This window comes from Gemmatimonadaceae bacterium, from assembly GCA_016720905.1.
Classification (GTDB): Bacteria; Gemmatimonadota; Gemmatimonadetes; order Gemmatimonadales; family Gemmatimonadaceae; genus Gemmatimonas.
On sequence record JADKJT010000035.1, the window covers coordinates 24,693 to 40,777 of the forward strand.

At 65.0% G+C, this 16,085-nt stretch carries 11 protein-coding genes; 7 read left to right on the plus strand and 4 right to left on the minus strand.

Annotated features, from left to right (window positions below):
- Positions 1-179 precede the first annotated feature (179 nt).
- From IPP90_22675 to IPP90_22690, 4 genes are read left to right on the plus strand one after another with little or no spacing between them, the layout of a single operon-like run.
- A complete protein-coding gene (locus IPP90_22675) occupies positions 180-1,589 on the plus strand; it encodes a hypothetical protein (protein ID MBL0173441.1) in 1,410 nt (469 codons plus the stop codon).
- A complete protein-coding gene (locus IPP90_22680) occupies positions 1,586-3,886 on the plus strand; it encodes a glycosyltransferase family 4 protein (protein MBL0173442.1) in 2,301 nt (766 codons plus the stop codon). The genes IPP90_22675 and IPP90_22680 overlap by 4 nt, the downstream gene beginning before the upstream one ends.
- Complete coding sequence (locus IPP90_22685) at positions 3,883-5,775, plus strand: glycosyltransferase (protein MBL0173443.1); 1,893 nt, start codon at positions 3,883-3,885, stop codon at positions 5,773-5,775. Before IPP90_22680 ends, IPP90_22685 begins: the two co-directional genes overlap by 4 nt.
- Entirely contained in the window at positions 5,772-6,095 is a 324-nt protein-coding gene (locus IPP90_22690; GenBank protein MBL0173444.1) for a hypothetical protein, read from the plus strand. The genes IPP90_22685 and IPP90_22690 overlap by 4 nt, the downstream gene beginning before the upstream one ends.
- A 328-nt stretch (positions 6,096-6,423) precedes the next feature.
- Here the strand turns inward: IPP90_22690 and wecB are convergent, their stop codons facing one another.
- The 3 genes from wecB to IPP90_22705 are packed head-to-tail and all read right to left on the minus strand — an operon-like array spanning position 6,424 to position 10,626.
- The gene (gene wecB, locus IPP90_22695) at positions 6,424-7,482 is read right to left on the minus strand and encodes a UDP-N-acetylglucosamine 2-epimerase (non-hydrolyzing) (GenBank protein ID MBL0173445.1); all 1,059 of its coding nucleotides are present in this window, start codon (positions 7,480-7,482) and stop codon (positions 6,424-6,426) included.
- Positions 7,479-8,630 (minus strand): glycosyltransferase family 4 protein, encoded by a 1,152-nt coding sequence (locus IPP90_22700; protein ID MBL0173446.1) that lies wholly within the window; start codon positions 8,628-8,630, stop codon positions 7,479-7,481. The genes wecB and IPP90_22700 overlap by 4 nt, the downstream gene beginning before the upstream one ends.
- Before the next feature lie 58 nt (positions 8,631-8,688).
- Positions 8,689-10,626 carry a glycosyltransferase family 4 protein gene (locus tag IPP90_22705; protein ID MBL0173447.1) on the minus strand — a complete coding sequence of 646 codons (1,938 nt, stop codon included), beginning with the start codon at positions 10,624-10,626 and terminating at the stop codon, positions 8,689-8,691.
- Positions 10,627-10,961: 335 nt separating this feature from the next.
- On the opposite strand from IPP90_22705, the gene asnB reads away from it, so the two are divergent.
- From asnB to IPP90_22720, 3 genes are read left to right on the plus strand one after another with little or no spacing between them, the layout of a single operon-like run.
- Positions 10,962-12,935, plus strand: a complete 1,974-nt coding sequence (gene asnB, locus IPP90_22710) for an asparagine synthase (glutamine-hydrolyzing) (GenBank protein ID MBL0173448.1) — start codon at positions 10,962-10,964, stop codon at positions 12,933-12,935.
- Entirely contained in the window at positions 12,935-13,873 is a 939-nt protein-coding gene (locus IPP90_22715) for an NAD-dependent epimerase/dehydratase family protein (protein ID MBL0173449.1), read from the plus strand. Before asnB ends, IPP90_22715 begins: the two co-directional genes overlap by 1 nt.
- The gene (locus IPP90_22720) at positions 13,870-14,934 is read left to right on the plus strand and encodes an NAD-dependent epimerase/dehydratase family protein (protein MBL0173450.1); all 1,065 of its coding nucleotides are present in this window, start codon (positions 13,870-13,872) and stop codon (positions 14,932-14,934) included. The genes IPP90_22715 and IPP90_22720 overlap by 4 nt, the downstream gene beginning before the upstream one ends.
- A 10-nt stretch (positions 14,935-14,944) precedes the next feature.
- On the opposite strand, the gene IPP90_22725 is transcribed toward IPP90_22720, so the two are convergent.
- On the minus strand, positions 14,945-16,078 hold the full coding sequence (locus IPP90_22725) for a hypothetical protein (protein ID MBL0173451.1): 1,134 nt from the start codon (positions 16,076-16,078) through the stop codon (positions 14,945-14,947).
- Positions 16,079-16,085 lie beyond the last annotated feature (7 nt).

A 16,085-nucleotide genomic window follows, 5' to 3' on the forward strand; every position in this document is an offset into this window, starting at 1 on the left:
CGCCCGCTACCCGACGATCGGATGGCGGTCACCAGACAGTCTCGTCCACGCCTCGAAATACTTGAGCGAGATCACACACAATCCGGTCGCATCTCACACCCCCGGCACGCGGTGTCACGCAACCGGTCGCGGACGGCGGGATTCCCGTCAAACCGACCTCCCAACGGGGTCGACAGCGCATGCCTGACGCCGTGTCCCGCTGGCTGGAGGCTGGTCAGCAGGCGCTCGAGGCCGGTCGGTTTCCCGAAGCGGCAACGGCCTTTGCGCTGGTACGTGACGCAATGCCTCGCGACGTGTCCATCGCGATCGCCTTGGCGAACGTGTATCGGCTGGCCGGCGACGTGCTCATGGCGCGGGCCACATTGCGCGCGTCGCACGCGAGCGGAGCCTGGGTCGATCCGTCCATCGCATTTGCACTGGGTGCCGCACTGCTCGAGGCCGGCGCGCCGCTGGAAGCGGCGGCGTGTTTCAAGCATGTGGTGTCGCTCATGCCGCACAACCCGGCGGCGCTTGGTGCCTTGGCCGGTGCGATGCGTACCATGGGCGATCCGGCCGCGGGCTGGCCGCTGATGCACCGGGCGATCACCAAGGCTCCCGCCGATCCCGCCCTGCTGCTGACCGCAGCACAACTCCGTCATGATCTCGGCGATCCGGCCGGGGCGATGCGTTGGCTCGATCGCGCCGACGCGGTGCGACCCAACCATGCCGCCACGCACTTGCAACGGGCGTATACCCTCCTGTTAGGCGGGGCGTCCGCCGCCGGATGGCGTGCGTTCGAGGCACGCCCATTGCCCACGCCGGCAACCACAGCCCGCGCCTGGAACAGTGAGCCGCTACAGGGCGCGTCGATTCTGGTGACCGCCGAACAAGGGGTCGGTGACCAGTTCCAATTTGTCCGTTTCGTGTCCCATCTCGTCGCGCGAGGGGCAACGCGCGTGGTCGTGGAGTGTCACGCCGACGCCGTGTCGTTGTTGATGCACAGCGGTTTGGATGCCGTAGCCCGTGGCGCACCACCGGAAACCGATTGGCATGTGCCGCTGTTGTCGCTGCCGCATCGTCTGGAACTGCACGACAACGTCCTCGGCAACCGCGTGCCATATCTGCGCGCCGCCGGCACCCGATCGGTGGCACCGTCTGGCGACCGCGCCGCACGACGGTTCGGACTGGTGTGGGCGGGGAATCCCTCGTTCGTCGGACGCGTAACGCGCGATCTCGACCCGGCACTATTGCCCGTCATCGTGGACATTCCGGGCATCGAGTGGGTGGCCCTGCAACATGGTGACGCCGGCAATGTTTCCATCGACAGACTGCAGCGCATTGCGCTGTCCCCCGATTGGTCCGCGACCGCTGAAACGCTTGCCGGCCTGGACGGACTGGTGACGACCGATACGGGCATCGCCCATCTGGCAGGTGCGATGGGAATTCCCACCTGGGTGATGCTGCAGCATGTCCCCGATTGGCGATGGGGCCTGCACGGCACCACCACACCGTGGTATCCCTCGATGCGGTTGGTGCGCCAATCCCGCCCGCAGGACTGGTTGGGCGTGGTGGATGCGTTGCATCATCTGTTGACGGAAATCCCGTCATGACGACGCCAATGCCGTTGGTGTGGTGCGCGCCCATCTACGAGGCCACGGGGTACGCCGATGAAGCGCGCGGGATAGTGATCGCGCTCGAAGCGGCCGGAATTCCCGTGGTGCTTCGTCCGGTGGCGGAACGCCAGGTACCGGGCTTCCGCGAGCAGTTGCCTTCGGCGATGGCGAGCACACTGGACCGACAGGCGCAACGCAGCGCGACGCCGCCATTCCTCTTGGTCGAGCACTTTGTCGCTGATGGTTTTGTGCCCACCGACGCCGCCGCCGCCGTGGTCGGCCGCACGATGTTCGAGACCGATGCGCTGCCCGCCGCCTGGGTCGCCAGCTGCAACGCCCTCGATGCGCTGTGGGTCCCAAGCCAATTCAACGTCGAGAGCTTTCGACGGGCGGGCGTGCATGTCCCCATCGCTGTGGTGCCGGGCGGGATCGACAGCACCCAGTACACTCCTGACGGTCCGCAATATCCGGTTGCCGGAACGCGCGGCACCGTGTTTCTCTCGATCTTCGAGTGGCGCCGCCGGAAAGGTTGGGATGTGCTGTTGCGTGCCTGGGCCGACGCCTTCCAGCCAACCGACGACGTCAGCTTGGTGTTGCGCACCTATCTGCCGGGCTTCGGCGCCTCCGCTGAATCGGCGGCGTGGCTCGAGCACGCGGTGAATACGTTCCTGTTCGAATCGTGCGGGCGGCATCGCCACGACGTGGCGCCCATCGTGCTGGTTCCGGAGCTGGTGGCCGAACAGGACATGCCCGCGTTGTATCGCGCCGCGCACGCCTATGTCTCACCTACCCGTGGCGAGGGGTGGGGACGACCGCTGATGGAAGCGATGTCGACGGGCCTGCCGGTGATTGCCACGCGCTGGAGCGCGCATCTTGAGTACATGACCGACGAGAATAGTCTGCTGCTGGACATCGACGGATTGGTGTCGGCGTCCGATCCGGATGCGCTGGTCTATCGGGACACCGCGTGGGCGGAACCGAGCGTGTCGCATCTCGTCAGGCTGTTGCGCGGTGTGCATGCGGATCGCCCGCGGGCCCGCGACATCGGACAACGGGCGCGCCACGACATGGTGTCACGATGGACGTGGGCGGGCGCGGCGTCGGTGGTACGCGAACGTCTTCGTGAACTGCACGCACTGCATGCCACGGTCAACCGCGCGGACGCCCGAGTGGTTGATCGCCCGGGTGACCGAACGCGCATTGTGGTTGATGCGCCGGCCTTTTCATCAAACACCACTCCCCTCGAACTGACGGCGCTGCTTGCACCGCTGCATCGCGCGGCCGTCCAAAGTGTGGGACCCCTGCGCCTGAATGGCACCGCAGCAGATGAACGTCCCTCCATTGCTTCGCCCCGGTATCCCCTTTGGCGTGATCGTGTCACGACAGGGACCGTGGGTGTTCGCGCGCGCGACATCGTACTGACCTGGTGCAGCGCAACGTCAGACAGCACCATGCGGGTGCCACCCGATGCTACCTGGGTTGTCTGCACGGGTGATGCGGTGTTCGATCACGTCCCGGAGTGGCTCGCACCACACCTGTTGTCGCGAGCCAACGACGTGTGGGTGCCGCATGCGGCGGCACACGCCGCCGTCCGCGAACTCGGCGTGCCCGAGTCGCGAGTCTTCCGAATTCCTGCCATGCGCGTGCTGGATGCGTCGCAGGTGGCGGCCTTTGACAGCGTTGCGGGAGTCAGGAAAGATGCGCGGCGGCGAGTCCTGTTGCCGGTGTCCGCGGTGGGCGATATCGCCATCGCCGAACAGGCCGTGCGCATGTGGCCTCGGGTCAGCGGCGGCGGTGCCGATCTGGCCATCCGGATCGACCGCGCGTCAGAAGACGCCGTTCGTGAGTGGGGCGGAGAGATGGAGAAGCGCGCACGGACGATGCGGGGACTTGAACATGTGTCGGTGTGGAACGAGCGCTTCGCCGTGGCCAACGTTCCGTCACTGCTTCGACGCGCCGACGTCCTGTTGTCTCCGCACGGATCGACGCACTCGCTCACGTGGTGGCGTGTGGCGCGCGACCTGGGATGCGCGCTGATTGTGCCGGAGCACGCCGCTGTATCGGAATGGCCTGCGGCCGGTGTTTGGACCATACCGAGCGGACCGGGTGGCGCGATGTCCGGCGCGGCGCTGGCGAGTGCATTGTCGGCGGCCTGCACAACCGACGCACTGACAGCGCACCGGACCGCCATGCGTACGGCAGCCGCAGCACTGGTCAGTGCCGATGACGTCGCCGCCATGCTGGTGACGAGACTGCTGACGCATGTCAGCGCGGCCGAGGGCGCCGCGTCATGAGTGAGTTGGCGACGAACGCGGCCACGCACCCCTGCCGACTCCGGCTCTTCGCCGACGACGGAATGCGCGGTGCGCCGTCCACACCGCCCAGGCTGTGGTTCGCGATTCTCACCTATAATGCGCTGGCCTACACCAAGCGGTGTCTGCTCAGCCTCGATCTGCATACCGATGAACCCTGGCACGCGGTCATCCTGGACAATGGCTCTACAGATGGAACGCGTCGCTGGTTGAACGCCCTCGATGACCCGCGAGTCACGGTGGAACTGGGCACCGAGAATCGCGGTGTGGCCGGAGGGCGCAATCGCCTTGTGCAACTCATCGACACCCAGGTCCCCGACGATGGCTTCATCGTCTTCATCGACAATGATCTCGAATTCTTTCCGGGATGGTTGACGCCGTTTCGCGAGCTCTTCCAGCGGGTACCGGAGGCCGGTATGGCGTCCGGCAGCGGATTCGAGATGGTGGTGCATGCCACGCATCGCGAGCTGTTGTCGCCGTTGGCATTCGTGCCGATGCTGGTGGATGTCGCCTCGGGAGGGTTTGCCTGCTTCGTGCGACCGGCGGTGTTCCGCGCCATCGGCACCTACGACGAGCAGCTCAATCCGTTCTGGCACGAGGACGACGACATCACGGTACGCACGCGCGCCGCCGGATGGGACGCCTATGCCGTTCCCACCACCGCCATCGTGCATCACGGACACAAGTCCGGGGCGGCAGTGCCCGCGATCGCGCATTTGGGTTCGCGCAGCAAGCAGGCCTATCTCGTCAGGAAGTGGCGTGCGTTGGGACTCGTGTTGCCCGATGGTCGACTGCACTATGGGCAGCCGTCCGATGAGGATGCGCTTGGCGTCGCCTTGGCGCGTCGTCTGCATCGCGCCTCGCCCGTTCGCCGCAGCGAGTACACCCGCGCGCGCGTCGATCTCGCGCAACTCGCACAAAGTCTGTTGCAGCACGGCACGCTCATGGCCCGGCAACGATTCGCGTCCGCACCGGCGCTGGCATTGTTGGCGGAACTCTCGACCGCCGAGCCGGAGCATCCCACGTGGCCGGCGCTGCACGCCGCACTGCAGTCGTTGCTCGACGCTCGGCGTCGGCAATCGCGGCTTCCGGTGCGTGAGACGGGATCACCCCGCCTCTGCAAGTTTGCCGACACCGCAGACTGGGCGGACGAGCAATGGTATGCGTCGGCCGTGCTATACGCCGATGATGGTCGAGGACGACTGCAATGGTATGACCGCACGGCCGCCGTGTGGGACGCGACGCAAGCCGCCGTGGCCCTTGAACGACTGGGGATCCTCGGGTCGGATGCTCGCGTGCTGATGATCGGTGATTTGCGACGCGCCTGCGCGTGGAGTATCGCCGCCGAGGTACGGTCGATGATCGTCGCCGATCTGCTCGAGCAGTACGGGGCGGCGCCGGGAACCGTGTGGCTGGACCATCCGGAACAATTTGCGTTGAATCCTGATGCGGCCGATCGGCTGCGTGCGGTGGCGGTTGACGCGCTCTACGCGGAGGTGCCCCCGCTGGAAGCGGACGCCGGCATCGTGCTCCCGTGGTCGGACGATATGTCAGTGGCTGATCTCGCGTCGTTGATAACGGTGATGCGCCGACATCTGCGTCTGCACGCGCTGATGTGCGTAACCATCCCGGTGCGCCTGGCCGGACCCCCCGATGCGCGTGTGCTCGACGGCGTCGCCCGCGTTCCGGCGTGGCTGGCTGCTCTGGGGCTCGAATTGATCGAGCCCGTCGATACGTCGCTCAGCGATGAGGGCCTGCTCGCCGCGACGGACAGCGAGTCACGCATGACGCGTACGCCGAACCTGCTGCTGGCCGATGGCCCACGCCTCGTCGGTCGACTATTCGTGGCCGCTCGCACCATCGTCCGATGAACGCGCCTCGCCAGCCCGTTCCAGCGCACGATGTGTTGCCACCGGCGATGTTCGATCGGATGGCGCAGGCGATCACGCCGGATCTGCTGATCCCGTATCGGGTGCCCGCGCGCGCGTTCCCGCTGGGAACGGACGTCACCTTTCTGCATTCCGGGCGGATTACCGCGCGCGGGTACCCGACGGCTCAGGAGCTCCGCAAACGCCGGCCGGTGTGCAGCGATTGGCCGCGCGCCTCGATTCAATGCTGGAAGCCCGTATCGTTGACGCTCAGGAAGAGTGGCGCGACGTCACCAGCGCGGCCGAGTGGCGGGATGCGGTGATCGTCTGCAGCGACACGCTGCAGCGGCTGGCCGACCCGGCACCAAGGCTGCAGGCACTCCAGCACGTACTTCGCCATGCACTGGTGGCTGTCGTCTCGGTGCCGCTGCGCGCGCTCGGCACCGACGCGGATGACCTCGGACCGCCTGCGTCGCCCGCTCACGCGCGGGAATGGACGTTTCCCGAGTTGCAGGCCTGCCTCGACGCCTACGGCATGGAGCCGCTGTTTGGCGGCCTGCTGCCAAACGACTCCGATGGCCACGCCGGACCACCGATTGGTGTCATCATTGCCGCGGCACGAACGTCCTCCGCCAATCCAGTCACCGCCACTCAGCGCAATCGGCTGATCGCGTCCACCACGCGTTGCGCCGCGCCAATGTCCCCATACGCGTCACGCGCTGACGAAGGCGCCCGCGCCTGTTCGACCGCGTGCACAATGCGATGCATATCGGCATCCGCGAGGACGTTCCATCCACTGGCTACCGTTTCCGTCCACTCGGTCTCGTGGCGCAACGTGACGCATGGGATGCCCAGCCAGTACGCTTCCTTCTGCAGGCCACCGGAATCGGTGACCGCGACCTTTGCGTGCTGCAGCGCCACCACCAGATCCAGATAGCCCAGCGGTTCGACCACACGAACATGCGGAGGCACCGACACGCCGCGCGTCTCCAGCGTATGACGCGTTCGCGGATGCATGGGCCAGAGCACGCGTCGGCCAAGCGCACCGAATGCGGCAAGGATGGCATTCAGGCGCTCGGGATCATCGGTGTTGGCCGCACGGTGCACGGTCGCCAGGATATAGTCGCCGGAGGTAATGCCCAGTGCGCTGAGGCGGTGCGGATGTTCGGCAACGCGAGCGAGCGTGTCACGCAGTGCATCCAGCATCACATCCCCGACCACCTCGACACCGGCGGTGATCCCTTCGCGCGCCAACTGGTCGCGTGCAGACGCACTGGGACAACAGCACAGCGTGCTCAAGCGGTCAGTGACAATGCGATTGATCTCTTCCGGCATGTCGCGCACAAAGCTGCGAAGCCCCGCCTCGACATGCACCAGCGGGATGCCCAGCTTGGCCGCCGCGAGGGCACCGGCCAGTGTGGAGTTCGTGTCGCCGTACACCAGTACCGCGTCTGGTCGGTGCGCCATCAAGTCCTGTTCGATCGCCTCCAGCATCCGGCCGGTTTGCGCACCATGCGACGCCGAGCCCACGTGCAGGGTCACGTCGGGAGCCGGGATATCCAGCTCGTCGAAGAACACCGCCGACATCAGCGGGTCGTAGTGCTGTCCCGTGTGCAGCAGGCGTTCCGAATGCACTGCGCGCAGCACACGTGACACCGGCGCCGCCTTGATGAACTGTGGACGGGCACCCAGCACGGTGGTGATGTTCATGCGGAAACGTAGTCCCGATGCGGCGCCCCGCGAGCGGCACATTGTTGCAGGAAGTTCAGCAACAGCGGAATCTTGGCATCCCACGAGACGTGCGATTCGGCCCACTGCCGGATCTGTCGACGGCGGGCTTCGTGGCTCCAGCCAAGGGCGAGTGCGCGCAGTATTCGCGGGGAGATGGGGGAGTCGTCGGCCGGGAATTGCCGGAACCAGGGGAGCGCCGTCGTGAAGTCCGCGTCGCCGCCGGCCAGAATCATGGGGATCCCGCGCAGCACGTATTCCCGGTGCTTGAGCGCCGCGAGTTCCCGCAATCCCACCCGATGCGGTGCCAATGATCCGATGGCGACATGGGCACGCGCATACCACGGGCCCAATTCCGAGACGCGTACATGGCCGTGAAAGTGGATGCGATGCCCCATGCCGGCGTCATTCACCAGCGCGCGAAGCGCCGCCACGGTTGGCCCGTCGCCAACAAGGTGCAGGTGCACATCGCGCACATCCGGCTCGGACACAAATCCGACCACCAGGCGGTCGATGCCATGCCACGGATAGAATGAGGCCACGCACAGCAGATCGACACGATCCTCGGCCAGTTGCGGGCTCATGAACGGTATGGTGCGCGGGTCTGCGCCATTCGGCATGACGTGACCCGGTAGCTGGCACCCCGGTGCCGCGCGCGCGGCTCGGGACAGTTCGTCGTCGAGGATCTCGCGGGTGACGCCTACCAATCCGCTCGTCATCGGGAGAACGCGGTCCGCCCACGCCGCTTCTGCGGCCGCGGACTGCGGCGACGCTTCGTTGCGGAAAATGGTCTGCAACTCGAAGACCACCGGCGGCGCGGCGCGCACGAAGTGCTGCACTTCGGCGTCGTAGATCGGGTAGCGCAGATAGACCACATCGGGGGCGAACGTTTGCGCTGCCTCCAGACACTGGGCGAACGCCGTCGCGCGCCCTGGCAGGTCAAATCCGCCGCCGGGCACATCGATCACGCGATACGGTGCGTGACACGGCGCCGGCGCCGTCCGCGTGTCCGCCACAACCAGCGACTCCACCTCCGCGCCGTGGGCGCGCAGCGAAGTCACCTGCTCGGACAGCTTGCGGTGGACCCCGGCCTGATCGGTGCCGGCGAACGCCAGATGGAGAATTCTCACGCGATAGGTTGCCCGTTCGCCGGTATGCGCTGGACGGAGCGCCGCGCGGGACGAGTGCTCACACGATGGCGTCGAGCGCGCGCACGAGTTCGTCAGCCGCATGCTGCCAGCTGTAGCGCTGTGCCGTGCGAATGCCGGAATCGTTGCGCGGCATGGCGCCCTGCTGTTTCCGCTCGTGCACGCCGCGCAGATGCGTCACCAACTGCTCGTGCTGCCGCGCGCCCCACGCGGCCCAGCGACCAGCCAGCGCCGTCCCGTTGCTGGTGGCCTGCTCGAAGCCGTCGATTGTGATCAGCCGAGCGTTGTCCCGATTCAGGAACTCCGTGTGCGCCGTGCAACTGGACGCGATGACGGGCTTCCCCATCGACAGCATTTCGAGTGCTTCCAGGTTCCATCCCTCGGCACGGGATGGAAAGACGCCACAGTCCGCACCCGCCATCAGCGCGGCCACATCGTGCAGGGTGGGCAGCTCATTGGTCAGGATCGTGATGCGCGCAGCCATTGGCGACTGCCGGAACGGCATCAACATCGCCTCCATATCGGCGCGACTGACAAACGGATTCCCGCAGGAGAGGACGAGGCGCACGGCGTCGCGCGGGGTGAACGCCGCTTCGAACGCCCGCAACAATTCCAGTTGGCCCTTTCGCGTCTCCAGCTTGCCAATCTGCATGAAGACCGTCTCGCTCCACGAGGTGGCGGGGCGTACCTCGGCATGAAAGACCGTACGGTCCACACCCAGCGGCACCACGTGAATCGGCCGATCGACGATGCCGTTGTCGAGGCAGACTTGTCGCGCCCATTCCGAACAGACCAGCAGCGCATCTTGCTGTCTCAGATGGTGCGCTTCGCTGGCGGTGAATTGATCGCGCTCGAAGATGGTATAGGCCACGTGCCGACCCCGACCGACGTGCATGGCGAGGTCGAACTGCTGCGACAGCCGCACACTCGGCACATCAGGACGAAACGCGCCCTGCAGCTGCAGCCCTTGCCCCATCTGGGGATTCTCGATCAGCGTGCGATCCACCGGGCCAAGCGGGAAGAATGCCACGGGCATGTCGCGCGCCTGCAGCGTGCGCAGCAGATGCGCGCCGACGACGCCGTAACCGGTTCGCGAGTATGGTGCGATCAGCGAGATGCCGTCCCGGGCCGCGACCCAGCGCTCGCTGACCATCAGCGGCTGGGTAACTGGCAACGTCGGAAAGATGAATTCCTCGCCGCTCACGTCTTCCACGATCGGGTCATCAGCCGTGTCGTGCATCACCGCCGTGTCCATCGCGGCGGCGGCCGCCGTGACGGCCTCCATCGCACCAGACTCCGGCGTGGGATGTTCCGTGAGCGCATTCGGGAGCGCGATGACCGGCGCTGACGGCGACCCGACAACGGGCACAATGATCGCGGCACCTTCGTGTTCAACAACCTGACACGGCGTCATGCCGTTGTCGGCGAGGGCATCGGCGGCCGCCGTCCAGTCAGGCGAGTCGCTGGCATCAGAGACACAGATGGCCAGCACCCGCCCGGTTTCGATGAGCGGCTGCAGGGTTCGGCAAATCCACGGCACGTTGGCCGTGCTGACATGCACGAACACGCGTCCCTCGGGCTCGAGTCGCGAATCCAGCGCGGCAATGAGCGCCGTGGCGTCGGTGACATCCACGGTCTCCAGCCAGCCGCCCGCGTCGGCCGCGACATCCTGCAGTCGTTGCAGCCGCTCGGCCGGCAGTCCGGCCACAAACACCGTCGGCATGCCTCCCGGCGCCGTGGTGGCGCTCAGCGCGACAAATCCGAATCCAGGGCTCAGGTCCAGCAGCACGTCGCCGGTTTCAAGCTGCGCGTCCAGGAAAGCTCGAATCTCAGCCTCCACGCCGCCCTCCGCTTCCGCCGTCGCCGCTTCCGCCCATCCGGGCTCGTCGGCATTTCCTGGGACATGGAATCTCGGAACGCCGTCCACGACGACTTGCACGCTGGGGATGCTGCTGGCACTGAGTGTGTTGCCCGACATTGGATGAGCTCGGTAATCGTTGACGGAGTTGTGGCTGGTCTCACGTCTCCCATATTCACGATCCGTGCCATACCGTAAACTATTTATTATCAACGTTTTACGTATTGCAAGACCATTTCGTCACGGCGCCGCCTGGTAGAAGCTGCAAACACGGCGGCATAATTTGCCGCGTTGATACGTATCGGCGCAATTTGCCGGATATTCTTGAATCCTCTCCGAATACACTAGACGTAAGTCATTAATTGGCAACATATTAAGCTGCTCGCACGCATGGCACGCGTGTTGCTATTGGTGGCTATGGCCATGTAGCACTCACCGGCCGGAGGAATGCCCCGATGTGCGGTATCGCTGGATTCATCGATCTCCAACGACGTCGAGTTGAAGCCGGTTCGCAGCGCCTGGCGCTGATGAACCGGCTGCTGGCGCATCGTGGACCGGATGGTGAAGGCCAGTGGCTCGACGAGCGGGAATCGGTCGGGTTGATGCACCGTCGGCTCAGCATTATCGATCTCGAGGGTGGGCGTCAGCCGATGGAGGACGCCGAGTCTGGTTGCATCATTGTCTTCAATGGTGAGATCTACAATTACATCGAGATTCGCGACGCGCTTGGGCGCGACCGGTTTCGCACGAGCTCGGACACCGAGGTCATCCTCCGCGCGTGGCTCCGCTGGGGTCCTCGCTGCGTCGATCATTTGCGCGGGATGTTCGCGTTTGCGATCTGGGACCCGCGTCAGGATGTCTTGTTCTGCGCCCGCGACCGCTTCGGCATCAAGCCCTTCTATACAACCGAGATCGGTGGCGTGCTGTACTTCGCCTCGGAAGCGAAAGCGCTGCTGCCGTTCCTCGACCGCTGCGAGACGGACGAGTCCGGACTGCAGGACTATCTGACGTTTCAGCTGTGCCTGGAGGGCAAGACGCTCTTCAAGCATATCGAAGAGCTGCAGCCCGGTCATACGCTCACCGTTTCGAGCGGCACGGTCCGTCGCGCGCGCTATTGGGAAGTCTATTACGATCTCGACTTCACCCATCGCACCGCGTGGTTCGAGGAGCAACTCCGCGGTCAGCTTGAGGAATCGACGCGACTGCATCTGCGCGCCGATGTGCCGGTCGGGGCGTACGTGAGCGGTGGTATCGACTCCGGACTGGTCGCGGCGCTGGCCACCGGTCAGGGACAGTCGTTGGTGGGCTTCACCGGCCGCTTCGATGAGGGGCCTGCCTACGATGAGAGTCCGTACGCGCGCTCCGTGGCCGACCACCTCGGCATGACGCTGCACGAATGCACCATTACCCCCGCCGACTTCATTGAACATATCGGCCGGGTGATCTATCACCTCGATTCACCGGCGGCCGGGCCCGGGGCGTTTTCGCAGTACATGGTTTCGCAGATGGCCGCCCGGCACCGCAAGGTGGTGCTGGGTGGACAGGGCGGCGACGAGATTTTCGGCGGATACACGCGCTACCTCGTGGCGTACTTCGAACAGTGCATCAAGGCGGCCATCGATGGCACCACCGACGGTCGCAATTTCGTGGTGACGTACGAGTCCATCATCCCAAACCTGTCGGCGCTCCGCAACTACAAGCCGATGCTGCAGGACTTCTGGCGCGACGGGCTCTTCGATCCGATGGACCAGCGCTACTTCCGTCTCGTCAATCGCGCCCCGCATGCCGGCCGCGCGGTGCGTTGGGAGCAGTTTGGTCGATATTCGCCGTACGACACGTTCCTGCGCGTGTTCAACGGGGAAAACGTGCGGAAGCAATCGTACTTCGACCTGATGACGCACTTCGACTTCAAGACCTTGCTCCCGGCCCTCCTGCAGGTGGAAGATCGCGTGTCGATGGCGCACGGATTGGAGGCGCGCGTGCCCATGCTGGACCATCCGCTGGTGGAGTTCGCCGCGACCATTCCCGCCGACGTGAAGTTCACCAATGGCCGGCTCAAGCGAACGTTGGTAGACGTTTCGCGCGATCTGTTGCCGGCGTCGGTCACCAGCCGCACGGACAAGATGGGCTTCCCCACCCCGTTCAACGACTGGGCGCGCGGCCCCATCCGGGACTTTCTGCACGGCATCTTTTCATCCGACGCCGCGCGGTCGCGCACGTACTTCGACAACGCACAGGTACTTTCGCAGCTTGAGCACGATGGCCAGTTCGGCCGCAGCCTCTGGGGTCTGTTGTCCCTCGAGCTGTGGCAACAGGCGTTCCACGACCGACATCGTCCGTTTGTCGCCGATGCCGACTTCCCTGCACTTTCGTTCCCTCACGCGACGGTTCCCGCCGACGCGTCACCCGACCTTCTCAGCCCACTCTAATGCGTGTAATCATCACCGGCGGCGCCGGATTTGTTGGCTCTCATCTCGCCGATCGCCTCCTCGCGCGCGGTGACGAGGTGCTCGTCATCGACACTTTTGCAACCGGGCGTCGTGACAACCTCACCCCGCAGCCCGGCCTCACCGTCGTTGAGGGCAGTATCGCCGACCGGGACGTGGTGGATGAAACGTTTGTCGATTTCGCGCCCCAGGTCGTTGTGCATGCGGCCGCGGCCTACAAGAATCCGGATGACTGGGCCGAAGACTGCGCCACCAATGCCCTCGGCAGCGCGCTTGTCGCGCAGGCGTCGGCGCGGGTTGCGGCCAGCCGCCTGATCTACTTCCAGACCGCGCTCTGCTACGGTCTCAAACCCATCGAGCAGCCCATCACGCTCTCGCATCCCCTGGTGCCGTACGGATCGAGCTACGCCATCAGCAAGACGGCGGGAGAGGGATACGTCGCGCTCTCCGGCGTGCCATTCCTGTCGTTCCGACTGGCGAATGCGTATGGACCGCGCAACATGAGCGGCCCGCTGCCGACGTTCTTCCAGCGTCTCGATGCCGGCAAGAAGTGCTTCGTCATGAACACCCGCCGTGACTTCGTCTTCGTCGATGACCTCATTGACGTGATTGAGAAGGCCGTGCACGGCATGGGCAGCGGCGGCTTCTACCATGTGTCGTCCGGGCGCGACTACTCCATCAAGGAGCTCTTCGACGCGACCGTCGCGGCCATGGGCATTGCCCTCGACGCGCCGGTTGAGGAACGCGAGCGAAATCCTGACGATGTGTTTTCCATCCTGCTCGATCCCTCGCGCACGCAACGGGAGTTTTCGTGGACCACGGGCACACCGCTCAGTGACGGCGTGGCGCGGGCCATCGCTTACTATCGCGAGTACGGCATCGAAGAAACGTTCACCCACCTGCGCCTCGCCGCCACGTGAGTCGGACGGCGCACACGTCGGCGCTTCGCGATACCCGCATCCTCGTTACCGGGGGTGCGGGATTTGTCGGAAGCAACCTGGTGGTCCGCCTGCTGGACGAGGGCGTTGGCCACCTCCATGTGGTGGACAATCTCCTGTCGGCGGACCGGGACAATGTGCCGGCCGACGCGCGCGTGCGTTTCACCGAAGGATCAATCGCCGATGACGCGGTACTGCAGACGTTTGGTGATGAGTACGACTACGTCTTCCATCTGGCCACGTACCACGGCAATCAGAGTTCCATCCATGATCCCATCGCCGATCATGACAATAACCTGTTGACCACGCTCAAGCTGTTCGAGCGACTCAAGTCGTTCACCCGTCCGCGGCGCATTGTGTATGCCGGGGCCGGCTGTGCGGTGGCCGAGAAGACCTTTGACGATCCGACGCCCACCGACGAGAACGCACCCATCTCATTGCGGATGGACAGCCCATACAGCATTTCGAAGCTGGTGGGTGAGTTCTATGCGGTGTACTACCACGAACGGCATCAACTGCCCACCGTTCGCGCCCGCTTTCAGAATGTCTACGGCCCGCGCGAAATCCTTGGGGCCGGACAGTGGCGCGGCACGCCGGCAACGGTCTGGCGCAATGTGACGCCCACCTTCATCTACAAGGCGTTGCGCGGAGAGTCGCTGCCGCTGGAGGGCGACGGCGACACCACCCGCGACTTCATCTATGTCGATGACCTGGTGGAAGGTCTGATTGCCTGCGCGCTGCGCGGTGCGGCGGGCGATGTCTACAATCTCGCCAGCGGTCACGAAATCTCCATTCGGGATCTGGCAATGCGCATCAATGAAGCCGCAGGCAATCCCGCGCCGCCTACGATGCTGCCTCGGCGCACCTGGGATCGCTCGGGACGGCGGTTTGGCGATCCTGCCAAGGCGCGACTGCAGTTGGGGTTCGAGGCGCGGATTGCCCACGACGAAGGCATTCGCCGTACGGTGACGTGGACGCGCGACGCAATGCCCCTGATCGAACGGTGCATGCAGGCGCACCAGGCACAGATGGCAAACTGCTAGGCGCCTCGCGTCAGGCGCTTTGCGCGGACGCCTGAACAGAGCCAAACAGCTCCATCACGTTCAGGAAGTGATTGGCCAAGCGGTCGTATCCGTATTCACCCGACACCACAAAGTCCGCCAACGCCCGTTCCGCAATGCGGGTAACCAGCGCGTCATCGCGCAACGCATCGGCAATCGCGGGCAGGTCGGAGAGATCGCGTTTGACGGGGATGTAGTGCTCCCACGGGCGGAACAGTCCGCTGTAGTGCCCCTCCACCAACACTTGCACCGTGCCCATCATGATGGCTTCCAGATGGCGGGGCCCCAGCGCGGCGAAGTGATAGCGGGTGAGCTCGCCACCGCAAAGCGCGTCAGCATCAGTGAATGACAGGTTGGGCTGATCGGCCAGCAGACTGCGCACATGCAGTGCCACCTCGCCACGCTTGTCGAGCACACTTGAGCCGCTTTCGCTGCCCAGTATTGAGCGACTGCTGGCCAGGAAATCCAGCCACTGGTCGCCAAGGACCGTGTCTTCGGGACGCACGGAGATGTCGAGCCGCAGTCCTGTCGACGAAAGCCGGGATGTGCCTTCGAGGCCAAGTCGTGCCTTGATGTTGCCGAGCCAGCCAAACCAGTACGGCAGATGATTCGCGCGATACACCACGTCGGTGCCGCGCGCACCAATCGGTTTGCGCTGCTCACGCGCCGACACCACGCGCGCCGGATGCAGATAGCCTGTGAGCGCCTCCACGAAGAACGCCCGCTGATGCATGCGCGGGTACAGCAGCGCGCGGTGTGTGTCGTCAAAGCATGTGACAATCACCTGCACCCGCAGCGACACCAGCCACTCGTCCAGCGTGTGCGCGTGGTCGTATTCGTCCTGCGGCATGGCCGCGACCAGCCCGGTGAATTGCTGCATCCACTCCAGGCGCTTGGCCAGGACGGCAAACTGCGGGTACCAGCGCCAGCAAAGCAGCGTGGTGTGCAGGACAATCACGTCATGCTCCAACCAGCGCGGGTCCACGGCCGTCACTTCGGCCATGTTGACGTAGGTGACCGCCACGCGTCCCGGCTCGGCGTGATCGAGAAAGCGCACGTGATCGAGAATCGCCACACGTTGTTGCGCCGCATTGCGCAGATCGCAGAGCACGAGAACGGAAAGCATGGCGGAG